General features: G+C 72.7%; 19 protein-coding genes and 4 pseudogenes. 6 read left to right on the top strand and 17 right to left on the bottom strand.

The annotated features are described in order from the left end of the window. Positions 1-21: 21 nt before the first annotated feature. The 5 genes and pseudogenes from O7610_RS02780 to O7610_RS02800 form a co-directional block, all read right to left on the bottom strand. Complete coding sequence (locus tag O7610_RS02780; RefSeq protein ID WP_281554186.1) at positions 22-900, bottom strand: universal stress protein; 879 nt, start codon at positions 898-900, stop codon at positions 22-24. Continuing rightward, a complete protein-coding gene (locus O7610_RS02785; RefSeq protein ID WP_281554187.1) occupies positions 897-1,997 on the bottom strand; it encodes an Acg family FMN-binding oxidoreductase in 1,101 nt (366 codons plus the stop codon). Before O7610_RS02785 ends, O7610_RS02780 begins: the two co-directional genes overlap by 4 nt. A gap of 24 nt (positions 1,998-2,021) precedes the next feature. Beyond that, positions 2,022-2,492: a cation transporting ATPase C-terminal domain-containing protein gene (locus O7610_RS02790; RefSeq protein ID WP_281554188.1), complete on the bottom strand. Its 471-nt coding sequence runs from the start codon at positions 2,490-2,492 to the stop codon at positions 2,022-2,024. Positions 2,493-2,577: 85 nt separating this feature from the next. Then, a pseudogene (locus O7610_RS02795) lies at positions 2,578-3,159 on the bottom strand (P-type ATPase actuator domain-containing protein); the annotation flags it as partial. Continuing rightward, complete coding sequence (locus O7610_RS02800; RefSeq protein WP_281567384.1) at positions 3,149-4,129, bottom strand: Acg family FMN-binding oxidoreductase; 981 nt, start codon at positions 4,127-4,129, stop codon at positions 3,149-3,151. The pseudogene O7610_RS02795 and the gene O7610_RS02800, both read right to left, overlap by 11 nt. A gap of 244 nt (positions 4,130-4,373) precedes the next feature. Here O7610_RS02800 and O7610_RS02805 point away from each other — a divergent pair, with 244 nt between their 5' ends. Both O7610_RS02805 and O7610_RS02810 read left to right on the top strand, forming a co-directional pair. Then, entirely contained in the window at positions 4,374-4,907 is a 534-nt protein-coding gene (locus O7610_RS02805) for a cyclic nucleotide-binding domain-containing protein (protein WP_281554190.1), read from the top strand. Between the two features lie 227 nt (positions 4,908-5,134). After that, complete coding sequence (locus O7610_RS02810; protein WP_281554191.1) at positions 5,135-6,442, top strand: FAD-dependent oxidoreductase; 1,308 nt, start codon at positions 5,135-5,137, stop codon at positions 6,440-6,442. A gap of 30 nt (positions 6,443-6,472) precedes the next feature. Here O7610_RS02810 and pflA read toward each other — a convergent pair whose 3' ends face one another. The 7 genes and pseudogenes from pflA to O7610_RS02845 form a co-directional block, all read right to left on the bottom strand. Continuing rightward, positions 6,473-7,204: a pyruvate formate-lyase-activating protein gene (gene pflA, locus O7610_RS02815; RefSeq protein WP_281554192.1), complete on the bottom strand. Its 732-nt coding sequence runs from the start codon at positions 7,202-7,204 to the stop codon at positions 6,473-6,475. Position 7,205: 1 nt separating this feature from the next. After that, positions 7,206-9,461: a formate C-acetyltransferase gene (gene pflB, locus O7610_RS02820; RefSeq protein WP_289212570.1), complete on the bottom strand. Its 2,256-nt coding sequence runs from the start codon at positions 9,459-9,461 to the stop codon at positions 7,206-7,208. Positions 9,462-9,551: 90 nt separating this feature from the next. Beyond that, positions 9,552-10,424: a universal stress protein gene (locus O7610_RS02825; protein WP_289212571.1), complete on the bottom strand. Its 873-nt coding sequence runs from the start codon at positions 10,422-10,424 to the stop codon at positions 9,552-9,554. Between the two features lie 16 nt (positions 10,425-10,440). Further along, positions 10,441-10,890: a universal stress protein gene (locus O7610_RS02830; RefSeq protein WP_281554195.1), complete on the bottom strand. Its 450-nt coding sequence runs from the start codon at positions 10,888-10,890 to the stop codon at positions 10,441-10,443. A gap of 206 nt (positions 10,891-11,096) precedes the next feature. Next, positions 11,097-11,387, bottom strand: a pseudogene (locus O7610_RS02835) (helix-turn-helix transcriptional regulator); the annotation flags it as partial. A 248-nt stretch (positions 11,388-11,635) separates the two neighbouring features. Then, positions 11,636-14,063 (bottom strand): annotated as a pseudogene (locus O7610_RS02840) (pyruvate, phosphate dikinase). Positions 14,064-14,172: 109 nt separating this feature from the next. Next, on the bottom strand, positions 14,173-15,033 hold the full coding sequence (locus O7610_RS02845; RefSeq protein ID WP_281554196.1) for a universal stress protein: 861 nt from the start codon (positions 15,031-15,033) through the stop codon (positions 14,173-14,175). A 143-nt stretch (positions 15,034-15,176) separates the two neighbouring features. Here O7610_RS02845 and O7610_RS02850 point away from each other — a divergent pair, with 143 nt between their 5' ends. Further along, positions 15,177-15,842 carry an HAD family hydrolase gene (locus O7610_RS02850; protein WP_281554197.1) on the top strand — a complete coding sequence of 222 codons (666 nt, stop codon included), beginning with the start codon at positions 15,177-15,179 and terminating at the stop codon, positions 15,840-15,842. 459 nt (positions 15,843-16,301) lie between these two features. Continuing rightward, the gene (locus O7610_RS02855; protein ID WP_281554198.1) at positions 16,302-17,000 is read left to right on the top strand and encodes a DedA family protein; all 699 of its coding nucleotides are present in this window, start codon (positions 16,302-16,304) and stop codon (positions 16,998-17,000) included. Positions 17,001-17,031: 31 nt separating this feature from the next. Here the strand turns inward: O7610_RS02855 and O7610_RS02860 are convergent, their stop codons facing one another. From O7610_RS02860 to O7610_RS02870, 3 genes are all read right to left on the bottom strand, one after another. Continuing rightward, positions 17,032-17,472 carry an NUDIX hydrolase gene (locus O7610_RS02860; RefSeq protein ID WP_281554199.1) on the bottom strand — a complete coding sequence of 147 codons (441 nt, stop codon included), beginning with the start codon at positions 17,470-17,472 and terminating at the stop codon, positions 17,032-17,034. 135 nt (positions 17,473-17,607) lie between these two features. Then, positions 17,608-18,972: a cellulase family glycosylhydrolase gene (locus O7610_RS02865; RefSeq protein WP_289212572.1), complete on the bottom strand. Its 1,365-nt coding sequence runs from the start codon at positions 18,970-18,972 to the stop codon at positions 17,608-17,610. A gap of 257 nt (positions 18,973-19,229) precedes the next feature. Beyond that, a complete protein-coding gene (locus tag O7610_RS02870; RefSeq protein WP_289212573.1) occupies positions 19,230-20,441 on the bottom strand; it encodes a LolA family protein in 1,212 nt (403 codons plus the stop codon). A gap of 136 nt (positions 20,442-20,577) precedes the next feature. On the opposite strand from O7610_RS02870, the gene O7610_RS02875 reads away from it, so the two are divergent. Then, positions 20,578-21,234, top strand: a complete 657-nt coding sequence (locus O7610_RS02875; protein ID WP_281554202.1) for a response regulator transcription factor — start codon at positions 20,578-20,580, stop codon at positions 21,232-21,234. A 47-nt stretch (positions 21,235-21,281) separates the two neighbouring features. Next, the gene (locus tag O7610_RS02880) at positions 21,282-22,736 is read left to right on the top strand and encodes an ATP-binding protein (protein ID WP_289213558.1); all 1,455 of its coding nucleotides are present in this window, start codon (positions 21,282-21,284) and stop codon (positions 22,734-22,736) included. 1,657 nt (positions 22,737-24,393) lie between these two features. Here the strand turns inward: O7610_RS02880 and O7610_RS02885 are convergent. Continuing rightward, a pseudogene (locus O7610_RS02885) lies at positions 24,394-25,287 on the bottom strand (tetratricopeptide repeat protein); the annotation flags it as partial. A gap of 58 nt (positions 25,288-25,345) precedes the next feature. After that, positions 25,346-25,819 carry a MarR family winged helix-turn-helix transcriptional regulator gene (locus O7610_RS02890; RefSeq protein ID WP_281555532.1) on the bottom strand — a complete coding sequence of 158 codons (474 nt, stop codon included), beginning with the start codon at positions 25,817-25,819 and terminating at the stop codon, positions 25,346-25,348. Positions 25,820-25,858: the final 39 nt, after the last annotated feature.

Below are 25,858 nucleotides of genomic sequence, written 5' to 3' on the forward strand. Positions count from 1 at the left end.
CCGCCCGCCGGTCCGGCCCACTCAGTGCCGTGCCGGCCTGACCACGACCAGCGGACACTGACTGCGGTACAGCAGGGCGTTGCTCACCGAGCCGAGCAGCAGCCCGGTGAAGCCGCCCCGCCCGCGGGCGCCGACCACCAGCAGCTGACCCCGGGCCGACTCCTCGGTCAGCACCTTCGTCGCCCGCCCCTGGACCGACAGCTGCCGTACGGTCAGGTCGGGATGCCGCTGGCGGACCCCGGCCACCGACTCGGCGAGCAGCGCCTCCTCCTCCGCCTGCAGCGCCGCCGCGTCGTAGACCAGCGGTTGCATGTCACCCGGTCCGATAGACGGCGGATGGGTCCAGGTGTGGACCGCGAGCAACTCCGTACCGCGCAGGTCGGCCGCCTCGGCGGCGAACCCGACGGCCTGTGCCGACAGCTCGGAGCCGTCCACCCCGACGATGACCGGACCGCTGCGGTCGCAGTCGCCCCGGGCCACCAGCACCGGGCCGTCGGCGTGGGTCGCCACCTGGGAGGCGACGGAGCCGATCAGCGCCCCGGAGATCGGTCCGAATCCGTGGTCGCCGAGGACGACCAGCGCGGCGGAGCGTGCCTCGGCGAGCAGGACCATTGCGGCGGCCCCGTCGACCACCTGGGTGGCGATCTCGAGCTGCGGCGCTTCGTCGGCCGCCGCCTTGGCCGCCTCGTCGACGATCTCCCGGGTGTACCGTTCGACCTCACCTTCCGGCGGCACCGCTGGTGCCAACGCCATCGGTGCCTGCAGCGCCGGCCAGACGAAGGCGTGCACGATCCGCAGCGGGCGCCGTCGCATCGCGGCCTCCCGGGCGGCCAGCCGGACGGCCTGCACCGCGGCCTTGGAACCGTCGACGCCGACCAGTACGGGTCCGTCGGGATTCATCGACCCTCCTCGGGGTCGGTGGCGTGGGGGTTCGCGGCGTTCACCTCACTGGTGTCCACCAGCTGAGCCGCCGGTATCCTCGGCGGGTGCGGTGGGCCGGCGTGGTCCGGGCTGGCGATGCCGAGCCGTAGCACCAGGTACGGGTAGCCGAGCCCGGCGAGGATGTGTCGCAGGGTCTGCCGGGTGGCGGCCACCTCGACCGCCCCGCTCAGCGGAACCACCGAGATGCCCAGCTCGGTCGCGGTCAGCCAGGCCGACGAGAGCGCCTCGCCAGCGGCCAGCCAGGACGTCGGTTCGTCGTCGTCACCGAAGAGCAGGGCGTAGACGGCGGCCCGGTCGTGCCCGCCGCCGACCGGCAGGGTGCCGGACCGGCCGAAGTCGCGTCCGGGCACCGTGGTCTGCGCGGCCCGCTCCGGCAGGACCTCCTCGGGCAGTCCGGTGCCGGGCGGGGTGCCCAGCCCGGTCCAGTAGTCGAGTTCGCCGCGGATCTGCGGGTCCTCCGACTCGGCCTCCTCCGCCCGGCTGGCCGCCGCAGCGAGCAGCATCACCTGGTCGGAGGAGAGGATCTGCAGCTGGACGCCGGTGCCGGCGGCGGCGGTGACCGCGGTGACCGCCGCGACCGGTAGCGGTTCGTCGCTGACCGGCCGACGGTCGGTGTGTCGCACCTGCATCGCCTGGAACATCCGGACGGTGTCGGCCTGGACCGCGATCCGTTCGGTGGGTCGCAGCACCGCCAGCAGGTCCTCCTCGGCCGGGTCCGGCAGCCGTTGCACCTGCGCCGTCCAGCCCTGAGCGGCGAGCGCGATCCTCGCGTGGTGCAGCGCGGCGCCGCAGCTGAGGATGAGCAACCGGCGGTCCGGATCGGTGGCCGGCAACTGCCGGTCCCGGGCGGCGCGCAGCTCCAGACTGTCCGGCCGGACCCGCCATTGCCACGGCTGGGTGTTGTGCACCGACGGCGCGTAGCCGGCGGCCGCGGCGGCCTCGGCCAGTACGGCGGCCAACGGCCGGTCGGCGGTCGCGGCGTCGACGCCGGTCACCGCCGTGTCGACGGTGGTCCCGGTCCCGGTCCCGGTCCCGTTGGTGGTGACCTCGTCCATCTGCTGCCTCCTGGTCTGGGTCTGCTACGCCGACGGCTCGTGGCCGACGGGACGCGGGGAATCCGGACCCGAACCACGTCCGTTCCCGCTCCGGGACAGATGTAACACCAGTGCGGGCAGCGCCGCGACAGCGGCACAGGCCGCCAACTCGGTCAGGGCCAGCGGCTCGGTGCCGAGCAGCGCCCGCAGCGGACCGAGGTGGACCCCGGCGAGCTGCAGCAGGCCCGCCCCGGCCACCGCGAATACCAGCGCCGGGTTCGCCATCCGCCGTCGGCCGTCGGCCGCCGTCGTACCCCGTTGAGTGCCTTCCGCCGCCGTGCCCCGACGGGCCCGGACCGCGAGCGCGACGCCCAGCTGGGCCAGCCCGAGGGTGACGAAGACCACCGTCTGCCAGGGCCGGCCCATGTGGTACGCGGCGACACCGGCCGCCAGGGTGACCGCCGTGATCAACGTGCCGGTGGTGAGCACCCCGGCGAGCAGGCCGGCGCCGAGCACCGACTCGGTGGGCGGTCGGGGTGGCCGGCGCGATCCGCCCCAACGCGCTGTCGGCGCCGGTCCGGGTGACGATGCCGGTCGCCCGGCCGGCGACGACGACGGTGCCGGCGTGGGCCCGGTCACCGTCGTCGTGCTGCACCGGCACCGATTCACCGGTCAGTGTCGACTCGTCGCAGCGCAGCCGGGTCGCGGCGGTGAGGACCAGATCGGCGGGGACGATGTCGCCAGCGGTGATCTTCACCAGATCGCCCGGGACCAGTTCGGCCGCCGGCACGACCCGGTCGACACCGTCGCGTCGCACCCGGGCCACCGGCGCCGCCAGCCGGTCCAGCGCGGCGACCGCCCGGTCCGCCCGGACCTCCTGAACCACGCCGATACTGGTGTTCACCACCACCACGAGCAGGATCACCACGGTGTTCGGGTAGTCGGCGAGTGCCGTGGTGACCACCCCGGCGGCGAGCAGCAGCACGACCAGCGGATCGCTCAGTTGGCGGGCCACCCGGCGGACCAGCCCGGTGCGGTCGGGCCCGCCCGGCACGATGTTCGGCCCGTACTCGATGGTCCGCCGGGTGACCTCGGCGGCGTCCAGTCCACCCGGATCGACCGGTGGCACGGGATCGACGGCAGGTACGCCCGGATCGACGACCGGTCGCGTGTCAACTGGCACCGGCCACCCCCACCGCGTCGACCGGCCGGGTCGGCGCGGGTTCGAGCAACTCGGCGAGCGGCCGGCGGGGCACCGGTGGACTGAGCGGCCCGTAGCCGATCCGGATGATCGCCTGCGCCCGCCGTCCGTCCTGCTGGCGACCGAGCAGGTCACGCAGTTCGGGAAACTCCAGCGGCTGGGTCAGCAGCGTGGTGGCCAGGCCGCGTACCGTCGCGGTGAGCAGCACCCGCTGCAGCGCCTGCCCGGCGCGCAGCCAGTCCCGCGGGGCGTCGCCGACGGTGTACAGCACGGCGAGGACCGGGTCCTCCTCGAACGCGGCGACCCGCCGTCGCGGGGCCGGCCAGACCAGTCCGAAGTCGCGTACCGGCACGGTGCGGGGGACCGGCCAGGGTCCGAAGGCCTGCGGCGGTACGCCGTCGAGCCGGCCCGGTCGGTCCCGGGTCCACCGTTCCAGCTCCGCCCAGTACGCCGGGTCGACCCGACGGCGGTCCTCGGCGGTGCCGATCAGCGCCAGCACCGACGAGCGCATCATCGGGTCGACGACGGCCAGCCGACCGTGCTCGGTCCGGGCGGCGGCGGTGAGCTCGTCGAGCACCTCGCCGGGGACCGCCAGGTCGGCGAACGGGCGGCGGTTGGTGCGCCGGTGGGCGACGGCCCGGGCGAGCAGCCGTACCGTCTCGTCCGTCTCGGTCGGCGCCCCGACCGCGATCCGGGCCAGCAGGTCCGGGTTGTCGGGCTCGGGCAACAGCAGCATGACCGGCATCCGACCGTGGGCCAGCATCGCCACCCGCAGGTTGAACACGGCGGCGCCGACGCTGATGGTCAGTTCCCGGCCGGCCGGGTCGACCAGGTCGACCTGTCGGCGCCGGTCGGCGAGCACCTCGATGCCGGTCGGGTGCGGGCGGAACCGCCACGGCTGGCTGTTGTGCACCGACGGTGCGGCGGCTGCGGCCTCCAGGCAGGCCGCCATCAGCGGACCTGGCCGTCCGTTCCTGATCCATCCGGCGTTCATCGCCGCCCACCACCCCTTCTGCCCGTCGCGCCCTCATCGGTTCCACTCTCGTCCGGATCGGTCCGTCGGGGCAGGGGCGTTGCGCCGCTTCCCGACGGGCACTGCGTCCCGCCCGGGCGGGACCTCCGACCCTGTCGCCCAGGGCGGACCGTCAGCTGCGATGGAAGTCCGTGGTACGTGTCCGTGATCGGACGGAGGAGCGATGATCCGGACCATCGATCTGCTCGACGCCCACCCGTTCCTGGCCGACCTACCCCGGCCCTGGCTGGAGCGGCTGTCGTACCAGGCGCGCCCCGGGGTCCGGCACAGCGGGCAGCAGATCTTCCAGCAGGGACGGTCGGCGGACCGGTTCTGGCTGCTGCGGACCGGGCAGGTGGCGTTGAACTTCCAGGTGCCGGGCCGTGGCGAGATCGACATTGAGACGGTTGCGGCCGGGAGCGTGCTGGGCTGGTCGTGGCTGTTTCCGCCGTACCGCTGGGAGTTCGGGGCGGTGGCGGTGGACCAGACCCTGACGATCGAGTTCGACGCGGCCGGTACCCGTCGGATGATCAGCCAGGACGACGCCCTGGGCCGGGAGCTGACCACTCGATTCATGCGGGTCGTGGTCGACCGGTTGCACGCCGCCCGGACCCGGCTCACCGAGCTGTACGCCTATCCACCGGCCATCGACGGGGATTCGTCCCGACCGGCCGCTGACGTGGATCCGGCCGGCCGCCGGCCCGGTCGCGACGGGTGATGGCCGCGACGAGGTGACCGGTCGGTAATCGGACCCGGTGTGCGAGCGGCCGCGGCGGGGTGGTCGTTGGACGCTTGTCCGCCTAGCCGGAGCTCAGGGCGCGGTACAGCATGATGCGCTGTCTCGACAGGCGTCGATTCAGCTGATGGGGTGACGGGCCTGGCTCCCGGACGTCCCGTGCTGCGTGCTGCGTCTCGGCTGGCCGCCACCACGTCGAGAGGAGACAGATGAGCATCGAGTACGCCGCCCGGCAACTGCCCGTGGTCGTGATCGGCGCCGGCCCGGTGGGACTGGCCGCCGCCGCCCATCTCGCCGGGCACCGGGTCCCGTCGCTGGTGCTGGAAGCGGGTGCCGCCGCCGGTGCCGCGATCCGTAGCTGGCAGCACGTACGGCTGTTCAGCAGCTGGCGGGACAACATCGACCCGGTTGCCGGCCGACTGCTCGACGCCGCCGGCTGGTCGGTGCCCGAATCCGGGTACCACCCGACCGGGGCCGAACTGATCGAGGAGTACCTGCTGCCGCTGGCGAAGCTGCCGGTACTGGCCGACCGGATCCGCTACGGCACCCGGGTCACCGGGATCACCCGGCTCGGCATCGACCGGCTGCGCGGCGCCGGACGCGTCAACGCGCCGTTCGTGGCCCGCTTGGCCGACGGTACCGAACAGCTCGCCCGCGCCGTCGTCGACGCGTCGGGGACCTGGGACACCCCCAACCATCTGGGTGGTGAGGGCCTGCCGGCGATCGGCGAGCGGGCCGCCGCGGCACATCTCGACTTCGCCCTGCCCGATGTGCTCGGCGTCGACCGGCCGGCACACGCCGGCCGGCACACCGTCGTGGTCGGCGCCGGACACTCGGCCGCCACCACCCTGCTCGACCTGATCGAGCTGGCCGACCAGCAGCCCGGCACCCGGATTACCTGGGCGGTCCGCCGGGTGACCGTCGATCCGGTCTTCGCGCCGGGCGCCGCCGACGCGTTGCCGGCGCGCGGGGCGAATGGCACCCGGCTACGGCAACTCGTCGACGCCGGCCGGATCACCCTGGAGACCGGATTCGTCACCCACCGGGTGGAGCAACTGTCCGATCTCGGTCCGGTCCGGCTGTTCAGCCGCGACGGACGGATGATCGTCGCCGACCGGGTGGTCGTCGCCACCGGCTTCCGTGCCGACCACCGGATCGCCGCCGAGCTGCGCCTCGACCTTGACCCGGTGCTCGGCACCAGCCGTGGCCTGGCCACGGTGCTCGACCCTGGGCCGGCCTGCGGCTGGTCGGCGCCGGTACCCGGGGTCGACGAACTGCGTCATCCCGAGTCCGGCTACTTCGTCGTCGGCATCAAGAGCTACGGGCGGGCGTCGGCCTTCCTGATGGCCACCGGCTACCGCCAGGTCCGGCAGATCGCGGCCGAACTGGCCGGCGCGACAGCCGGCGGGGGCTGGCGTGGCGTCACCCACCGGTTCCGCTGGCCACCGGCGTGGCGGGCCGACCGCCCGGTGACCGTGGCCAACGGCGACCAGGTCGGTAGCCGGGGGTCGCGGTAGCCGGTGAGTTCCAGCAGCCGGTAGGCCCGCTCAGTAGACGGTAAGTCCACGGGCGCGGAACTGGCCCCGCACCCGGTCCAGCCGCGCGTCGTCCGGCGGTGCCGTCGCCGCCAGCGGATAGTCCAGGCCCAGCTCGGTGTACTTGTGCGCGCCGAGCCGGTGGAACGGCAGCACGTCGACCCGCTGCACCGTCGGCAGGCCGGCCGCCACCTCGGCAACCCCGGCCACGTTCGCCTCGGCGTCGGTGAGCCCCGGCACCAGCACGAACCGGACCCAGATCGGGGTGCCCCGGTCGGCCAACCGGCGGGCGAACCGCAGGGTCGGATCGAGCCGCCCGGTGCGGGTCACCCGACGGTAGGTCAGCGGATCGGACGACTTGATGTCGAGCAGCACCAAGTCGGTGGCGTCCAGCAGGTCGTCGTCCGCCCGGGCGCCGAGGAACCCGGAGGTGTCCAGCGCGGTGTGCAGGCCGGCGTCGTGGCACCGGCGCAGCACCGCGCGGACGAAGTCCGGCTGCATCAGTGGCTCACCGCCGCTGAGCGTCACCCCGCCACCGGCGACCGAGATGAACCGCTGGTAGCGCAGTACCTGCGCGACCAGCGCGTCGTCGGTGGTCGGGGTGCCGGCGCGCCGGAACCAGGTGTCCGGGCTGTGGCAGAACTGGCAGCGCAGCGGACAGCCGGCGAGGAACGCGACGAACCGGGTACCGGGGCCGTCCACCCCGATCGACACGTCATACGAGTGGACCGCCCCGGTGGTCACCTCACAGCCCTCCGTGGAACGTCCGGGAGATGACATCGCGCTGCTGCTCGGCGGTGAGCCGCACGAAGTTCACCGCGTACCCGCTGACCCGGATGGTCAGCTGCGGGTAACGCTCCGGGTGCGCCATCGCGTCCTCCAGGGTGGCCCGGTCCAGCACGTTGACGTTGAGGTGGAAGCCGCCGGCGTCGGTGTAGCCGTCCAGCACACCGACCAGGTTGGCCACCCGTTCCGCCGGGGTGCGCCCCAGGCCCGCCGGGGTCACCGTGGTGGTCAGCGAGATGCCGTCGCGGGCGCAGTCGTACGGCAGCTTCGCCACGGACATCGCCGCGGCCACCAGCCCGTGCCGGTCCCGGCCGTTCATCGGGTTGGCACCGGGGGCGAAGGGTTCGCCGGCCCGCCGGCCGTCCGGGGTGTGCCCGGTGTGCTTGCCGTACACCACGTTCGAGGTGATGGTCAGCACCGACAGGCTGTGCTCGGCTTCGCGGTAGGCCGGCTGCCGGCGCAGCTTGGCCATGAACGTCTCGACCAGCCAGACCGCGATCTCGTCCACCCGGTCGTCGTTGTTGCCGAAGGCCGGGTACTCACCGTCGACCACGTAGTCGACCACCAGTCCGGTCTCGTCGCGCAGCACCTTGACCCGGGCGTACCGGATCGCCGACAGGCTGTCGGCGGCCACCGACAGGCCGGCGATCCCGCAGGCCAGGAACCGGTGCACCGGGTAGTCGTGCAGCGCCATCTGCAACCGTTCGTACGCGTACCGGTCGTGCATGTGGTGGATGACGTTGAGCGCGGTGACGTAGGTGGTGGCCAGCCAGTCCAACGTCCGGTCGAAGGCCGCGAGGACCTCGTCGTAGTCGAGGATCTCCCCGCCGACCGGCTGACTCACCGGGGCGATCTGCTCGCCGGTGACCTCGTCGCGGCCGCCGTTGATGGCGTACAGCAGGGCCTTGGCCAGGTTGGCCCGGGCCCCGAAGAACTGCATGTCCCGGCCGAGGCGCATGGCCGACACGCAGCAGGCGATCGCGGTGTCGTCGTCGTACCAGGACCGCAGCGTGTCGTCGTTCTCGTACTGGATGGCGCTGGTGTCCAGCGACACCTGGGCGCAGAAGCTTTTGAACCCATCGGGCAGCGTGGGCGACCAGAGCACGGTCAGGTTCGGCTCCGGCGCCGGTCCCAGGTTGTAGAGCGTCTGCAGGTAGCGGAACGTGGTCCGGGTGACCAGGGTCCGCCCGTCGGTGCCGGTTCCGCCCAGGGACTCGGTCACCCAGGTGGGGTCGCCGGAGAAGAGCTCGTCGTACTCGGGGGTGCGCAGGAACCGGATGATCCGCAACTTGACCACGAAGTCGTCGACCAGTTCCTGCGCGGCCAGCTCGGTCAGCTGTCCGGCGTCGATGTCGCGCTGCAGGTAGACGTCGAGGAACGTGGCGGTCCGGCCGAGTGACATCGCTGCGCCGTTTTGTTCCTTGCAGGCGGCCAGGTAGGCGAAGTACAGCCACTGGACCGCCTCCCGGGCGTCGGCGGCGGGCCGGGTCACGTCGTAGCCGTACGCGGCTGCCATCTCGACCAGCTCACCGAGTGCCCGGATCTGCTCGGCCAGCTCCGCCCGGTCGCGGATGACGTCGTCGGTGGACGGGACCAGGTCCAGCGCCTCGCGGTGGGCCCGGCGTTCGGCGATCAACCGGTCCACCCCGTACAGGGCGACCCGCCGGTAGTCGCCGATGATCCGGCCCCGCCCGTAGGCGTCCGGCAGCCCGGTGACGATGTGCGAACGGCGGGCCCGCAGCACATCGGCCGGGTAGGCGTCGAAGACGGCGTCGTTGTGGGTCTTGCGGTACGCGGTGAAGATCCGATGCACCTGCGGGTCGGCCGGGTAGCCGTACGCCGCGAGGGCGCTCTCCACCATCCGTAGCCCGCCGTGCGGCATGATCGCCCGACGCAGCGGCGCGTCGGTCTGCAGGCCGACGATCAGCTCGCGGTCCTTGTCGATGTAGCCGGGGGCGTGCGCGGTGATGGTGGACGGCGTGGCGGCGTCGATGTCGTAGACGCCCCGGCGGCGTTCCTCGACGAACATGTCCCGCAGCCGGTCCCAGACCGCCCGGGTCCGGTCGGTCGCGCCGGTGACAAATCCGGCGTCGCCGGTGTACGGCGTGTAGTTGGCCTGAACGAAGGCGGCCACGTCGATCGTGTCCCGCCACCGTCGTCCCTGGAAGGTCCGCCACGGATCGCGGATCTGCTCGGCGAACACGTCAGCCTCCATTTGGGGTTTGTGCCCGGCGGGTCGGGGACGGCCCGCCGGGCGGGGTGGTCGTCGGCGCGGTGGGCGTCGGCGGGGGGTCGGCGCGCCCGCTCAGCGGGCGTCGGCCGGGACGGTGTCGCGGACGACCACGACCGGGCTGTGACTGTGGTGCAGCAGCTGCTGCGACACCGAGCCGAGCAGCAGGCCGGTGAAGCCGCCCCGGCCGCGCGAGCCGACCACCACCAGATTGGCGGTACGCGACGCGTCGACCAGGACCCGGCCTGGGTTGTCGACGACCGCCTCGGCGGTCATCGTGACCTCGGGGTACTTCTCCCGCCACCCGGTCAGCTCGTCGTCGAGCAGGGCGCGCTCGGCGGCGACGATCTCCCGGGGGTCGAAGGCCGGTGGCTGCCACTGCGGTGCCGGCAGGTGCCAGGCCCGCAGTACCCGCAGCGGCACCAGCCGGCTGGCCGCCTGCTCGGCGGCGAAGCACAGCGCGGCCAGCGACGGCTCGGAGCCGTCCACGCCGACCACCACCGGGGCGGTCGGGTGCGCCGCGCCGCGGACCACCACCACCGGGCAGTGCGCGTGCGCGGAGACGGCCACGCTGGTCGACCCGAGCAGCAGGTCCGCGAAGCCGCCGTGCCCCCGGTTGCCGACCACCAGCAACGCCGCGTCCCGGGACTTCTCCCGCAGCCGTAGGGCGGCGGGTCCGTCGAGGACGACGGTGCTGATGTCGGCGTCCGGGTGCGTCTCGGCGGCTTCGGCGGCCGCCACCCGCAGCATCGTCTCCGCGTCGCGTCGGGATGCCGCGTTCGGCCAGCTGGTCGGCACGGGGACCAGCGGCCCGGCCCCGGTCGGCCATTCGAACGCGTACGCGAGGACCACCGGGGTGGCGGTCCGGACGGCTTCGGCGACCGCCCAGCTGACTGCGGCGTCGGCGCTGGACGACCCGTCGTACCCGACGACGATCGGCCTGACCATGGCGATCACCTCCGGCTCAGTTGGTGGTGTCGGTGGCCGAGGAGACCAGCGCGGGGACGGGGATCACCACGACCGGGCAGGTGGCCTTGCGGATGCACTCCTCGCTGACCGAGCCGAGCACGGTGTGCTGCAGGCGGCCGTGGCCGTGGCTGCCCAGGACCAGCAGGTCAGCGCTGCGGGCGGCGGCACTCAGTACGTCGGCGGCGCGGCCTTCGACCACCTCGCCGACGACCGGCGTCGCCGACCCGAGCCGGGCGGTCAGCGCGGCGATCTCCTGGTCCAGCAGTTCGCTGGCGCGTTGCCGCTCCTCGATGGGGCTGACGGCGGTTCCACCGTCCCACCGCCAGGCGACGACGGCGCGCAGCGCGCCGCCCCGCTCGGCGGCTTCCCGGGCGGCCCAGTCGAGTGCCCGGCGGCTGCCCTCGGAGCCGTCGACACCGACGACGATCAGGTGACTGGCGCTCATGGTCCTCACTCCTTCAGTTGCACCTGACTACAGTCCACCTCCGTTGACGGGTGGGGGACAGGTGCGAAGGACCCGCCGTTGCGGGACTGGGGTCCCGTCGGTCGACCGGCCGGTGTCGGCGGCGGCCCGGCCGGCGTTGGATGTGGCCCGGGCGGCGGCGATACGGGCGGCGTCGGCGGCGGTCCGGCCGGTGCCGGCTGGCCGCCGGTGAACAGCGCGAGCAGTTCGCCGACCAGGTGGTCGCATTCGGCCGGATGTCGAAACGGTACGTGCGGATTGACGGTGTACTCGTTGCGTCGGCCGACCCGGTGCCGGGTGAGGTATCCGGCTTCCTCCAGGTCGGCGACGATGGTGTGCGCCGCGCGTTCGGTTATCCCGACCCGCGCCGCCACGTCCCGCAGCCGGGCCCGCGGGTCGCGGGCGATGGCGAGCAGGACGTGTCCGTGGTTGCTGAGCAGGGTCCAGGGCGGAAGGCGCCACGTGTCGGGGGTTGTCACAGGGTAATCATATGAGTACCAATACGTGAACTTCGTCCACATGGTTGCCGTCCCCGACCATGCCGGGCCCACCAGGGCCGACGGCCGTCGGCGACGACCCGTGGCGCTGGACCGGGCAACCCTCTGACGCTGACCCAGCCGCCCGGTCCGATGGTGACCGTACCGACGGCGGCGGGGCGGCGGCGAGCGACCGCCGCGACCGCTGCGGCGCTCACCGCGGCAACCGCCACCGTCACGGCTGCCGCTGCTCACTGGGATGAGCACGGCCGGATCTGTGCCGCCGCGCGGCCGGCCTCCAGGCGGGCCAACGGCACCCGGTACGGCGAGCAGGACACGTAGTCGAATCCGGCGTCGTGGAAGAACCGCACCGAGTCCGGGTCGCCGCCGTGCTCGCCGCTGACTCCGATCTCCAGGTCCGGCCGGGTGGCCCGGGCGTCGGCGACCGCGATCTGGATCAGCCGTCCGATACCGGCGGTGTCGATCGACTCGAACGGCGACACCGGGAAGATGCCGAGCTCCAGGTAGCGGCCGAAGAAACACCCCTTCCACGTCGTCGCGGGAGAAGCCCCAACCCAGCTGGGTGAGGTCGTTGGTACCGAACGAGAAGAAGTCCGCCACCTCGGCGATCGCGCTGGCCGTCAGGGCCGCTCGTGGCACCTCGATCATGGTGCCGACCGGGACCGGCGGCAGACCGTCGAAGCCGGCGAGCAGCGCCTCGGCCTGGTCCCGTACCGCCTCCAGTTCCTGCACCGCGCCGACCAGCGGCACCATGATCTGCGGACGGGGGTCGCCGCCGGCCCGCAGCCGGGCCACGGTCGCCTCCGCGATCGCCTGCACCTGGGTGGCGAACAGGCCCGGCACCATCAGTCCGAGCCGGACACCGCGCAGGCCGAGCATCGGGTTGGCCTCGTGCATCCGGCGGACCGCCGCGAGCAGCCGCTCGTCGTGCCCCGGGTCCTCGCCGAGTGTCTCGGCCCGGGCCCGGCGGGCGTCGGCGGCGGTGTCCGCGTTGGCCCGCACCGCGAGCCGGCGCACCACGTCCGCGTGGCCCAGCAGCCGGTGCACCGCCGACACCAATGGATCCGCCTCCGGTGCCAGCTCGCCCTCGATGTAGCGCAACACCGGTGACGGGTGTACCGGGACGGCGCCGGCGAACACGGCGCCGGTCGCCCCGTCGATCGAGATCAGGTCCCCGGCGTGCAGCACGGTCGGTGCCGCCCCGGTGCCGTCGGCGACGGTAATCTGGCCGGCCGCCGTGTCGACGGTCAACGCCTCGGCGCCGCAGACGCAGGTACGGCCCATGCCCCGCGCCACCACGGCGGCGTGCGAGGTCTTGCCACCCCGGCTGGTCAGGATGCCGGCGGCGGCGATCATTCCGGGCAGGTCGTCCGGGTTGGTCTCCCGACGCACCAGGATGACCTGCTCGCCCCGACCGGCGGCGGCGACCGCCGCCTCGGAGTCGAACACCACCCGGCCGACGGCCGCGCCCGGAGCGGCCGGTACGCCGACCGCCAGCGGCGTGGGCGCGGTTGCCGGGTCGAACCGGGGGAACATCAGCTGACCGAGCTGGGCCCCGGTGACCCGGTCGAGTGCCTCATCGAGGTCGATGACGCCCTCGTCGACCAGTTGCGCGGCGATCACGAAGGCGGCCTCGGCGGTCCGCTTGCCGACCCGTGTCTGCAGCATCCACAGGGTGCCGCGTTCGATGGTGAACTCGACGTCACACAGGTCGCGGTAGTGGTGCTCCAGGGTGTCCATGATCGTCATCAGCCGGTGGAAGCTGCGCGGGTCGATCCGCTCCAGATCCTGCAACGGGACCGTGTTGCGGACCCCGGACACCACGTCCTCGCCCTGAGCGTTGGCCAGGTAGTCGCCGTACACGCCGCGTGCCCCGGTCGCCGGGTCGCGGGTGAACGCCACCCCGGTGCCGGAGTCCGGGCCCCGGTTGCCGAACACCATCGCCATCACGTTCACTGCGGTGCCCAGCTCGGCCGGGATCCGTTCCTGCCGGCGGTACAGCACCGCGCGTTCGGCGTTCCACGACTCGAAGACCGCCCGGATCGCCAGGTCGAGCTGTTCGTGCGGCGACTGCGGGAAGTCCCGGCCGGTGTGCTGGTGGAAGACCTTCTGGTACGCCTCGACCAGGGCGCGCAGGTCCTCGGCGCCGAGCGCCGAGTCCACGGTGACCCCGGCGGTCCGTTTGACCGTCTCCAACTCGGCGGTGAACAGCTCGTCGGGCACGCCGAACACGGTCCGGCCGAACATCTGCACCAACCGGCGGTAGGAGTCCCAGGCGAAGCGATCGTCGCCGCTCTGCGCGGCGAGGCCGTGCACGGTGGTGTCGGTCAACCCGATGTCCAGGACGGTCTCCATCATGCCGGGCATCGAGAACCGGGCACCGGACCGTACGGCGAGCAGCAGCGGGTCGTGCCGGTCGCCGAGCCGCTTGCCCAGCCGCGCCTCCATGCCCCGGAGGTGGCGGTTGACCTCGTCGAACATCCCGGCCGGCGGTGTGCCGTCGGCGAGGTAGGCGCGGCAGGCGACGGTGGTGACGGTGAAACCGGGCGGCACCGGCAGACCGAGCCGGGTCATCTCCGCCAGGTTGGCGCCCTTGCCGCCGAGCAGGTCGGTGAGTTCGCGGTTACCTTCGATGAAGTCGTAGACGAATTTCGGCATGGCGCCCGCCTCCTGCACTGGTCGGCGAATCTCTCTCCTTCCGTGGTAGCAGTGGGCGGTGCGGGCGGGGCAGGGCCGGTCGGGCCACCCCCCAGGGCATAGGTCCCGGTCAGTCGCCGGCGGGCGGCCGGGGGCCGCCTTCGCGGACGATCGCCGTCGCGCACCCGGCGTGGTGCAGCACCGCCTGGCTGACCGCGCCGAGCGGTACCCGCAGCGGATGATCGCCACGGGCGCCGACGACCACCAGCCCGGCCTGGGCGGAACGCTCGATCAGCACCCGGGCCGGCGGTCCGTTCACCACCTGCTGGTGGACCGCGACGTCGGGATGCTTCTCCTGCCACGGGGTGACCGCCGCGGCGAGTTCGTCGGCGGTCGACGCCGAGGCGTCGGCCCAGCTCGACTCGCTCTCCCAGCTGCGTACGACGATCAGGTCGCTGCCCCGCTGCGCGGCGGCGTCGAAAGCGAAGCCGAGCGCGCGCTCCGAGCCGGCCGAGCCGTCCACACCGACCAGCACCGGCGCGGCCGGATCGGGGGCCGGCTCGGAACCGGCCCGGGCGACCAGCACCGAGCAGTCCGCGCGGGCGGCGATCTGTACGGCGAGTGCGTCCAGCGGCAGGCAGGTCCACCGGGCCAGGTCCCCGTCGCCGATCACGACCAACGACGCCATCCGGGACTCCCGCAGCAGCGCGGTGGCTGGGGCGTTCTCGGACACTTCGGTGGTGACGTCGATTCCGGGGGCCGTCCGGGTGGCGGTCTCCACAGCACGTTCGACGAGCTGGTAGGCGTCCGGCTGGGGTTCGTCGCCGCCGGACAGGTCGTCCGGGATCCAGTTGAGAGCGTGCACCAGTCGCAGCGGCCGGTGCGCTGTGGCGGCTTCCCGGGCGGCCAGGGCGACGGCGGCCCAGCTGGATGCCGAGTCGTGGAGGCCGGCCACGATCCGATCGCGGGCCGGTGCGGCGTGCTCCGACATCGCAACTCCTTTCACCGCTTCTGTCCGGTGCGTGGGCCGCTGCAGCGACCCGGCTCGGATCGAGAAAGGGGAGCTCACCTGCGAGGATAGCGCTCAGTGACCCCGCTCCGGGTCGATTCCGGTCGACCGGGCAGGATGGGGTCATGATCTCGGCAGTGGTGTTCGACATGGACGGCGTACTCATCGACACCGAACCGGTCTGGGAGCAGGTCCGGCGCGACTACGTGGCCGGGGCCGGTGGTCGGTGGCTGCCGGACGCCCAGCAGCGGTTGATGGGGATGAGCACCCCGGAGTGGGCCGGCTACCTGGACGCGGACCTCGGCGTCGGGCGTGGTGCCGACCGGGTCGCCGACGAGGTGATCGACGCCATGGCGGCGCGGTACCGGGTCGAGCTGCCGCTGATCCCGGGCGCGATCGAGGTGGTCCGTGACCTCGCCGGGCGGTTCCCGCTCGCGCTGGCCAGTTCCTCACCCCGCCGCCTGATCGAACAGGTGCTGGCCACGGCGGGGCTCACCGAGGCGTTCCGAGCGACCGTGTCGACCGAGGAGTGCGCGGCCGGCAAGCCGGACCCCGAGGTCTACCAGGTGGCGGCACGGCTGCTCGGTGTACCGCCGCGGCGGTGCCTGGCGGTTGAGGATTCGAGCAACGGGCTGCGGTCCGCCGTGGCCGCCGGTCTGGTAGTGGTCGCGGTGCCGCACTCCGGGTACCCGCCGGCGGCCGATGCCCTGGCCGGCGTGGCGCTCGTCGTCGACCGCCTCGACGAGCTGACGGTCGACCGCGTGCTCGCCCTCGCCAACGAGGTGCGTTAGGCCGCACGGCGTTTACGGGTGGTGACGAGCAGGCCTGTCGACGGTTAGCCGGCCGGCTGTGGGTTCTCAGCAAAGGTGATCCGTGGCGGGCCAGCCGACCAGCAGCGGATCAGTGTCGGTGAGAAGCCCCAGGCCGTCGTCTTCTCACCGGATCTGATCTCTTCTTGGCCTGAGGGTGGAGTCGGGTTGAGCCCCGAGCCAGGGTTCGGTAGATCGTCCGGTCTGGCTCCTCGATATTGCGCCAGAACCAGGCGGGCATGCCCCAGCCGCCGGCCCAGCGGAACAGCGGATGGGCGCGCGCGTAGCGTGACGCTTAACCGGTTAAGAGATCGGGGTGACACCTCTCTGTGGTGGGGAGTACGCCCGTGACGCCCCGACGCCGCATCCGTCGGACCGTCACGGGCGCCGCCCCACAACTGCTAACGTCGGGTCCGCGGCCCCCCACGAGCGGGGGGTGCTGTGCTGAGCGACTGGCTGCAGCGGTTGCTGTCGATGGATGGTGCGCTGATCTACCTGCTGGTCGGGCTGTTGGTGTTCGCCGAGGACGCGCTGTTCGTCGGCTTCGTGTTCCCCGGCGAGACCGCTGCGGTGCTCGGCGGCGTCGCCGCCAGCCTCGGCACCATCTCGCTGGCCGGCATCACCGTGGTGGTGGTCAGCGCGGCCGTGGCCGGTGACACCACCAGCTACCTGATCGGCCGGGCCCTGGGGCCCCGGCTGCTGCGGATGCGCTTCCTGCGCAAGCGGCAGGCCTGGGTGCGGCGGGCGCAACACCAGTTGGCGGTACGGGGCGGCACCGCGGTCTTCGTCGGCCGGTTCGTGACCTTCTTCCACGCGGTGATGCCCGCCCTGGCCGGTGCGGCACACATGCCGTACCGGCGGTTCTTTGCCTACAACGTCGCGGGTGCGTTGGTCTGGGGGATCGGCACGGTGCTGATCGGCTACCTGGCCGGCAGCTCGTACGCCGCGATCGAGGAGGTCGCCGGCCGGGCGGCCGCCGTCGTGGTCGCGGTGCTGGCGCTCGGGGCGCTCGTCGTCTGGCGGCTACGGGCCGCCCGCCGCGAATGTGCACCCGACGCGGCGACCGGTCAGCCGACATCCGGTCGTCACCGGCCCGGCCGAGGCCGAGGCGGCTGCGACCGGTCCGGTGACCATGCCTGACGACCAACCAGCCACGCCCGGCGACGAACTCCTACGCCGGCACCGGCAGCAGCTCCGCCATCCGCAGCCCGTCCGCGGTGGGCGGCGACAGCGGCAACCGGTCGATCTCGTCGATCGGCACCCACCGGATGGCGTCCGCACTGCCGCCGACCTCGGTGACCACCGGCTCGCCCGGCCCCACCCGTGCGCTGTGCAGCAGCCCGACCACGTGCCAGTCGGTGCCGTTGCGGTGCGCCAGGTACGACCGCACGTCCAGCAACCGCGACGACATCACCTCCAGGCCGGCCTCCTCCTGCAACTCTCGGGTGAGCGCCTCGCCGGGCTGCTCGCCCGGATCGAGACCACCTCCCGGCAGATGCCAGGCACCCGGCTCGAACACCGGGGACGCCTCGGACAACCGGCTCAGCAGCACCGCCGAGTCCCGGACGATCACCGCGTACGCGCCCACCCGTATACGAGGACCTTCGCTCACCGTAAACCTCCAGCTCGTAGCGACTTGCCAGTGCCACACCAGCCGCCGGCCGTCTGAGGTGAACGACGCCGGGTGTGCCGGTGGCCGGACGGATACCCGCCCGGCCACCGGTCACACCTGTGGTGGCGGCTGCGGCTACCGCGCGGCGCAGGACAGCGTCGGCACCGGGTTGCTGCCGGTCCAACTGCCGATGAAGCCGAAGGTCGTGCTCTGCCCGGCGCCGAGGTTGCCGTTGTAGCTGACGTTGGTCGCCGAGACACTCGCCCCGGTGCTGGTGACGGTGGCGTTCCACGCCTGGTTGACCGACTGACCGCTGGCGAACGTCCAGCTCACCCGCCAGCCGGTGAGCGCCGAACCGCCGGCGGTCACCCGTACCTCACCCTGGAAACCGCCCTGCCACTGACCGATCACCGCGTACGTCGCAGTGCACGCCCCTGCCGGCGGCGGGGTGGTCGGGGGCGCGGTGGTGGGCGGCGCGGTGGTCGGGGGCGCGGTGGTCGGCGGTGGCGTCCCGCCGCTGTAGACGGTCGCCTCCCGTGCGGTCTCCCGAATCCCGTTGGTGCCGTTGAACAGCCGTTGGCCCCACGGGGTGAGGCTGTTGACGTTGAAGTTGTTCACCATGTCGAGGTATTCGACGCCGCCGCTGTTGCCGCTCCACGACCATCCGAGCCAGCCGATGCCGTGCTGCCGGGTGTAGGACAGGATCGAATCCTCGTCCGGGTTGCCGTCGGAATGGTCGTGCCCGAACTCGCCGACCGCGATCGGCAGACCGGCCGAGCGGAACCGCCCGAGGTAGTCGCTGATCTCGGCGGCGGTGTCGAACACGCCGTACATGTGGATCGAGAAGATCAGGTTGCGGGCCGGGTCGGCGTTCCACACCGACTGCGCGTTGTCACGCATCGTGAAGGTCCAGTCCTGTCCCCAGTTCGGTGCGTCGACCATGATCGCGTGCTCGAAACCGGCGGCGCGCAGCCGCTGTACGGCGCTCGTGGTGTGACTGGCCCAGTTCTGGTAGCCGCTGTTGCCGAACGGCTCGTTGCCGATGTTGATGATGACGTAGTTCTCCTGGCCGCGCAGCACGCTGGCCAGGCCGATCCAGTAGTCGGCGGCGGACGCCAGGCTGGATGCGGCCCCCTCCTCGCCGTACCCGGTGGTGTCGTGCACCTCCAGGACGCAGATCAGCCGGTTGGCCTTGCACAGCGAGATGACGTTGGCGACGTCGCTGGCATCGTTGCGATTCCACCGGTGGCCGTTGCTGAGCACCACCCGGACGGCGTTCGCGCCCAGGGACTTGATGTTGACGAAGGAACTGGTCTGGCCGGTGTACCAGGTGTGTGCGTGGTTGACCCCGCGCAGGACGAACGGAGTGCCGTTTGCCTCCACCAACTGGCCGCCGCTGACGTGCAGGCCGACGGCGGCGTGCGCGGGCTGGGCCAGCACCACGACGGAGGTGACCAGGGCGAGCAGCGCCGCGGCCGCGACGCTCAGACGTGTCTTCATGACCTACCTCGGGTAGCGACCCGTGGGTGACCCACGGGGACGAAAGACACCGGCTGACCTGGCCAGCACGGTGTCGGCGACTACCCGGCCCTTCGCGCAAGCATCAGAGTAGACCGGCGTGATCCCGCTACGCAACCGGTTAAGTTGGTCCGCCCCTGGTGTCGGTCTGCACCGCTGGCTGATCGGGCCCTGCAAACGCCGCTACCGGCGTCGACGCTCGGTGATCCGGGGTCGACGCCGGTAGTGGACCGGTCAAGTCAGCGGGTCTCGGTAGCCACCTCGTACAGCCGCTCCGGCGTCACCGCGCCGGCGTACAGCCGGCCGTCGTCGGCGATCAGCGCGGTGAACAACGAACTGGAGAACAGCCGGCCGCTGCCCCACGGCCCGTCGACCGCCGGCAGATCACCCAGCATCTGCATGACCTGAGCGCCCTCGGCGGACTCACCGGCGTGCTCCTCGGCCGCAGTCGCCGCCTCGGCCGGCGGCGTGACCACCAGGACGGTGCCCCAGCCGGTGCCGACCGTACGGACCGCGTCCTCGCTGTCCGCCCAGCCCCGCGCCAGCTCCTCCAGCATGCCGTCGGTCTCGGCGTCGCCCGGCAACTGGTCCGGACCCCGGGAACCGGCACCCGGCGTCGCGACACCGTCCTCGCCCGCCTCGACGACCTCGGTGCCCGGCGGTGGGTTGAAGACGAACTGCTCCTCATCCGGTGTGTCGAAGCTGACCTGGGTGAACGCGGTCTCGATGGCGGCCCGGTCGGCGCCGACCGGATAGACCGCGAACCGCAGTGGCACGTACTCGACCGAGTCGATCGCGATCCGGATCTCCTCGACCAGCGAGTCCTCGTCGCGGGGGGTGAGCACCAGCTCGTACGCGGTCCGCCCAGCGAGCTCCGCCGAGCGGCCCACCGACACCTCGGTGCTCGGGTCAATTGCCTCCAGCACCTCGTCGGCTGCCGCCTGCGGGGTGACGGGCAGCTCCGACGCCGGATCGGTGCCGGCCCGCTCGCCCGCCGCGTCGGCGTGATCGCCCTCGGCCGGCAACTCGAAGTGGGTGGCCTGCTGCTGCTGGCTGGACCAGATCCAGACGTCCTGTCCGTTGCGGATGACGTCGGTCTCGCCCAGCGTGCGGACCATCGCCAACCGGGCCTGGTCCGGACCGGCGTACCAGACGCGCAAGGTCTGCGTACCGTTGATCAGCGAGCCGAGCCCGTTGCCGGCACCGATCTGACCGGCCAGGTTGAGCGCCGCCGGCAGGCCCAGATCGGCGCGGTGCACGACCGTTCCGGACATGCCGTCGACCTCGGCGGTCTGCAGGTCGACCAGCAACTGCTCGGCGCTACGCGGCGGCAGGACCGGGTCTGCGGACGCGGCGAGCGCCCCCACGGCAACGCCGCCGCCGACGAGCACCGCCGCCGATGCGGCGGGGACCAGCCAGCGCATCGCCGGCCGGGATGTGAATACCGACATCTTCGTACCTCCTGCCACCCATCGTGCGTCGGGTGTACTGAGACGTTGCTGAGAGCCGGTGGCCAAGCTGAGAACACGCTCAGCGACGACGGTCACGGGTAGCCCGGTCGCACCCTCATGATGGCACCCTTGACCGGTGCGGGTGCTGGTGGTGGAGGACGAGGTCCGGTTGGCCGACGCCCTGCGGCGCGGCCTGCAGGAGGAAGGCTTCGTGGTGGACGTCGCCGCGAGCGGGCCGGCCGGGCTGGAACTGGCCCGGCACGGCGGGTACGACGCGATGATCCTCGACGTGATGCTGCCCGGCCTGTCCGGCTACCGGGTGGTGCGCCAGCTGCGGGCCGAGCAGAACTGGCTGCCGGTGCTGATCCTGTCCGCGAAGGACGGCGAGTACGACCAGGCGGACGGCCTCGACTGCGGTGCCGACGACTACCTGACCAAGCCCTTCTCGTACGTGGTGCTGCTGGCCCGGCTGCGCGCTCTGCTACGGCGCGGCGCGCCGCAGCGGCCCGCCGTGCTCACCGCCGGTGATCTGAGCCTCGACCCGGCCCGGCGGAGGGTCACCCGGGCCGATGCCGAGGTGGGGCTCACCGCCCGTGAGTACGCCCTGCTGGAGTACCTGATGCGGCGCGCCGGCGAGGTCGTCTCCAAGATCGAACTGCTCGACCACGTCTGGGACGCCAGCGTCGACACCGCGCCGAACGCCGTCGAGGTGTACATCGGGTACCTGCGCCGCAAGGTCGGCCGGGACCGGCTGGAGACCGTCCGGGGTGCCGGCTACCGGCTGGTCCCGTGACAGGTCGACGGCTTTCGGCGGCGCATCCCGGTCGGTGGCGGGCGCACCTGCGGGTCCGGCTCAGCCTGCGCACCCGGCTGACCGCGATCAGCGTGCTGGGTCTCACCGCCGGCCTGGCCGCTGGGGCGATCGGGCTCACCGTCGTCCTCGCGCTGGCGTTGGAACGCAGCGCCGACGCCGACGCCCGGACCACCGCCGACGCGATCGCCCAGCTGGTGGCCGCCGACGCGGTGCCCGACCCGTTGCCAGTGGCCGGCAACGACGTACGGGTGCAGATCGTCGACGAGCGGGGACGGATACGCGCCGCGTCCATTGGCGCCGATCGACTCGTCCCGATGCTCTACGCGGGCGAGCGGGAACAGCTCGCCGCCGAACCGACCGGGGCGGTCACCGTGCCGGGTGCCCGGCTCGGTCTGCGCGGCCCGGTTCGGGTGATCGCCCAACCGGCCGGCGGGCCAGCGCAGCCGCGTACCGTGCTGGTCGCCCGGTCGATGGCCGACATCAACCGCAGCCTCGCCCTGGTCCGGGTGATTCTGCTGATGACGTTCCCACTGTTGGTGGCGGCGGTCACGGTCATCGTCTGGCGGGCCGTCGGGGCGACGCTGCGGCCGGTGGAGAAACTGCGGGCCGGCGCGGCCGAGATCACTGGTGGCGACCAGGCCGGTCACCTGCCGGTGCCGGGTGGTGGCGACGAGATTCAGCGGCTGGCGGTCACCCTCAACGACATGCTCGACCGGTTGGAGGCCGCGCGGGCCCGGCAACGCGCGTTCGTCGCCGACGCCGCCCACGAGCTGCGCAGTCCGCTGACCAATCTGCGTACGCAGCTTGAGGTGGCGCAGCGACTCGGTAGCCGCACGGACTGGTTGGCGGTCGCCGACGACCTGCTGGCGGACAGTCAACGACTCAGCCGACTGGTCGACGACCTGCTGCTGCTGGCCCGCGCCGACCAGCAGGCCGACCAGTCCGGTGTGGTGCTCGGCCCGGTCGGTCCGGTGGAACTGGGCGAGCTGGCCGCCACGGTGGCCGCCCGGTATCCACGGCCGCCGGTGCGGGTGGTGCCGCCGGACCAGCCGCTGTGGATTGCCGGCGACCCGGACGCGCTGGTCCGGGTGTTGGCCAACCTGCTGGACAACGCGGTCCGACACGCCCGCTCCGAGGTGCTGGTGACCGCCCGACCGGACGGGCCGGACTGGCATGAGCTCCTGGTCACCGATGACGGTCCGGGTGTCCCACCGGCCGACCGGCAACGGGTCTTCGACCGGTTCACCCGGCTCGACGACGCGCGGGCCCACGACGCCGGCGGCGCCGGGCTCGGACTGGCCATCGTCGCGCAGTTGGTCCGCCGACACGGCGGCACTGTCGAACTGGCCGATGCGGGGCGGACGGACGATGCGGCAGGACACGACGGTGATGCGGCAGAGCCTCACGGTGCTTGTCCCGGACTTCAGGTTCGGGTCCGGCTTCCGGCAGACCCGGTGGACGACGAGCCCGGCCCGGCATAGACCGGACAGGTTACCGGGCGTTCGCTGCCCGGTCCGTGCAGACCGGGTCGGCCTGCCCGATCACGTCGGCCGAGTAGACCACGGCGACCGTGAAGCAGTAGTCGATCGACTCGTTCAGCCCGTACGCGACGAAGCTGTCCGCACCCGCCGGCAACGTCATGAAGGCTCGGGGCTGCTGATCGTTGCTCCCCCCGGAGATCAACACCTGTCCCTCGGCACCCGCCGGATAGGTCCAGGTCAACGTCACGCTGTCCCGGTTGTCGCGCAGGCCCACGCCGCCCGGGGCGGTACCCGGTGTGGCCGGCGGCGCAGCGCTGGTCGGCGTACCGGTCGGGGAGGTGACCTCGGCTGGTGCCGCGGTCGGCCCGGAGGACGTCTCGTCGACCAGGCTGACGCCGGCCACCACCGCCGCAGCGCCGAGCAGAACCACCACCACGCCGGTGAACACCAGCATCGGCCCGCGTGGGCGGGCAGCGGTCGCCACCGGCTTGGGTACCGGCACCAGCTGTCCTCGCTGCCGCCGGACCGGAAGGTTCCTGCGGCGGTCGGGTATCCGGCTGAGTTCACGCCGTGGCAGTCGGGACAGCGTCCCGGTGCTGCGGCCCGTGCCGGTGGCGCCGGTTCCGATGGTCGCGCCGGCTCCACCGGCTGCGACGCTCGTGGCCGGTCCGTCCGTGGCTCCGGTGCCCGGTCCGTCCGTGACCTCGGCGTGGCGGGCTGCGGAGTCGGCATCGACCGAGGCGTCCGGGCCCGCGAAGGCTTCGTCGGTCACCGGTGGTGCCGGCTCCGGTCGAGCGCCTGCCCTGTCGGGCACCCGTGGGTTGGGTACGAAGGCAGGGGTCTCCGGCGGCACCGGCTCGCCGGGCACGGCCGCCGGGTCGCTCACGGAACTGCCGGCCGTGGGAGTGTCGGGCGCTGACGGGCCGGTCGCCTGCCGGAACCGGACCGGCCCGAACGGGCTGACCGGGCCGGCGGCGTCCGAGGCGTCCGGGCGTTCTGGTGCGTCCGGGCGATCCGGTCCGTCCGGGCGATCCGCAGCGGCCGGATCGGAGCCATCGCCGGCACCGGACTGCTCGGGCGGCCACCACGGTTCGTCGAAGAGCCAGATGCCGGGTGCCCCGTCATGGTTGGTGGAGCCGGACGGTGGCAGATCGACCGGCACCCGGGGCGGTGGGATGCTCGCTGGCCGGCCGTCGGTCGTGTCGGGTTCGTCCGGTTGGTGCTGGTCGCCTCGCTGCTCCTGCCCGGTCGTGTTCCGCCGGGCAGGGGAGGGGTCGTCGGTCAGCCAACCACTGGGCGACCAGAGCGGGTCATCGGCGTCGCCGCCCGCCGGTTCCCGTTCAATCCAGCCGTGCTGGCTCCACGGTCGGCCGCTGTCCAGCTCAGCCGCCGGGTCGGGCACTGATTGGTCCACCGGCTGGTCCAGCGGGTCGAGCCAGGGCGGGTCGGCCCGGTGCCGTCCGTCCCGATGGCCGTCCGTCTCGTCGTCGCTTGACCGGTCGGTGGTCGGCGTCGCTGACGACGCGCTCGGTTCCGTCCAGAACGCCGCCGACCAGCGGGGGTCGGCTACCTCAGTGACCGGCGGTTCCGGCTCGATCCAGCTGGGCTCGGCCCAGGCCGGACCGGTGAGCCGGTCGCGCCCGGCGGGATCGGCCGCCGGAGCAGCCGGAGCCGCTGGCCCACTGGCCGGCCTGGTGCCGGGCGGCCAGCCGCCCTGGTCCAAGCCGCCGTCGTGGCCTGGGCCGCCGTTGTCGTCCGGCCGGAGGATCGGGCCCGGGCCGCCGGTGTCGTCCGGACTGCGGTCGGGATCCGGGCCGCCGGTGTCGTCCGGCCCGTCGTCGACCGGCCCCTGCCCGCCACAGCGGTGCGCCGGATCCGCTGACGCCTCGGCCAGCGCGGCGACCTGCCCGATTAGCGGATGGTCGGCCGGCAGGCGGGTGCGGCACAGGTCGATGGCGAGCGACAGGCTGACGTCGGACTCGGCGAGCCGGCCGCAGTCGCGCTGCATCGCGCCGAGCCGGGCCAGCATCTTGATCCCGGCCGGATGCCCCTCGCCGTACACCTCGCGGTGCAGTTCCCAGGCATCCTCCAGACGGTCCCGGGCGATGTCGCACTCGCCGCGAGCGAATTCGACGGTGGCGAGGTCCGCGTGGGCGGCCAGGACCCGGAGCGACTCGGGGCCGTCGATGGCGCAGAGTTCGTCGATCACCTCGCGGTACAGGTGCGCGGCGCGGGCGTCGCTGCCCACCCGGTGCAGGACGGCGGCGAGGGTGGCGGCGGCCCCGATGGTCCGCTCGTCCGCCGTGCCGTGCAGTCGCTGGTTCGCCGAGTACGCGTACGCCGCCCACGCCCGCGCCGCCGGCGCCTCGCCGAGCGCGACCGTCACCCGGGCCAGCAGTCCGGCGGCCTCCGCCTGTTCAGCGCTGGCGTGTGCGGGACGCGAGTCAGTGTCGGCCAACGCCGTGGCCAGCAGATTACGCGCGCCCGGCAGGTCGCCGACGCTGATCAGGCCGTGCGCCTGCGTGGTGATTTCGCCCAGGCCGAGAGACACGTCCCATCGTGCGTGTCCGACGACGGTCTGTACAAGGGTCTGATGTGGGACAGTTCGCTCATGATGGCGGATTGTTACCGGCCAGATGCTTGACTAACGCTTCGCTGATGATCCGCAGTTGATCGACCTGTTCCGGGGTCAACTGGTCGAACAGGTGTTGCCGGACCGCGTCGACGTGGCCGGGCGCGGCGGCGCTGAGGGCGGTGAAGCCGGGCTCGGTGAGCACCGCGAACTGCCCGCGCCGGTCGGTCGGGCACTCCTCACGGCGGACCCAGCCGAGCTGCTCCAGCCGGGACACGGCGTGCGACAGCCGACTGCGGGAGGAGTCGGTTGCGTCGGCGAGCTCGCTCATCCGCAGGGTGCGCCGGGGTGCCTCGGAGAGTCGGACCAGGATCTCGTAGTACGCGTGCGGTATCCCCGCGCTCGCCTGCAGTTCGCGGTCCAGGGTCGCGGCCAACGTCCTGGTGGCGTAGAGGTACGCGCGCCAGGTGCGCTGTTCGTCGTCGTCGAGCCAGCGGGTCATGACCACCATCATACCCGTAGTGGTTGAGCGTTGAACTAACTCGCGCTA

The organism is Solwaraspora sp. WMMA2065 (genome assembly GCF_030345075.1).
Lineage (GTDB): Bacteria > Actinomycetota > Actinomycetes > Mycobacteriales > Micromonosporaceae > Micromonospora_E.

Excerpts from the sequence above, each read along its gene's own strand:
- O7610_RS02830 (WP_281554195.1), bottom strand. The coding sequence starts at position 10,890 with ATGAGCGCCAGTCACCTGATCGTCGTCGGTGTCGACGGCTCCGAGGGC.
- O7610_RS02870 (WP_289212573.1), bottom strand. The coding sequence starts at position 20,441 with ATGTCGGTATTCACATCCCGGCCGGCGATGCGCTGGCTGGTCCCCGCC.
- O7610_RS02805 (WP_281554190.1), top strand. The coding sequence starts at position 4,374 with ATGATCCGGACCATCGATCTGCTCGACGCCCACCCGTTCCTGGCCGAC.
- O7610_RS02810 (WP_281554191.1), top strand. The coding sequence starts at position 5,135 with ATGAGCATCGAGTACGCCGCCCGGCAACTGCCCGTGGTCGTGATCGGC.
- O7610_RS02825 (WP_289212571.1), bottom strand. The coding sequence starts at position 10,424 with ATGGTCAGGCCGATCGTCGTCGGGTACGACGGGTCGTCCAGCGCCGAC.
- O7610_RS02865 (WP_289212572.1), bottom strand. The coding sequence starts at position 18,972 with ATGAAGACACGTCTGAGCGTCGCGGCCGCGGCGCTGCTCGCCCTGGTC.
- O7610_RS02890 (WP_281555532.1), bottom strand. The coding sequence starts at position 25,819 with ATGGTGGTCATGACCCGCTGGCTCGACGACGACGAACAGCGCACCTGG.
- O7610_RS02800 (WP_281567384.1), bottom strand. The coding sequence starts at position 4,129 with ATGGCGGCCTGCCTGGAGGCCGCAGCCGCCGCACCGTCGGTGCACAAC.
- O7610_RS02785 (WP_281554187.1), bottom strand. The coding sequence starts at position 1,997 with ATGGACGAGGTCACCACCAACGGGACCGGGACCGGGACCGGGACCACC.
- O7610_RS02780 (WP_281554186.1), bottom strand. The coding sequence starts at position 900 with ATGAATCCCGACGGACCCGTACTGGTCGGCGTCGACGGTTCCAAGGCC.
- O7610_RS02845 (WP_281554196.1), bottom strand. The coding sequence starts at position 15,033 with ATGTCGGAGCACGCCGCACCGGCCCGCGATCGGATCGTGGCCGGCCTC.
- O7610_RS02850 (WP_281554197.1), top strand. The coding sequence starts at position 15,177 with ATGATCTCGGCAGTGGTGTTCGACATGGACGGCGTACTCATCGACACC.
- pflB (WP_289212570.1), bottom strand. The coding sequence starts at position 9,461 with ATGGAGGCTGACGTGTTCGCCGAGCAGATCCGCGATCCGTGGCGGACC.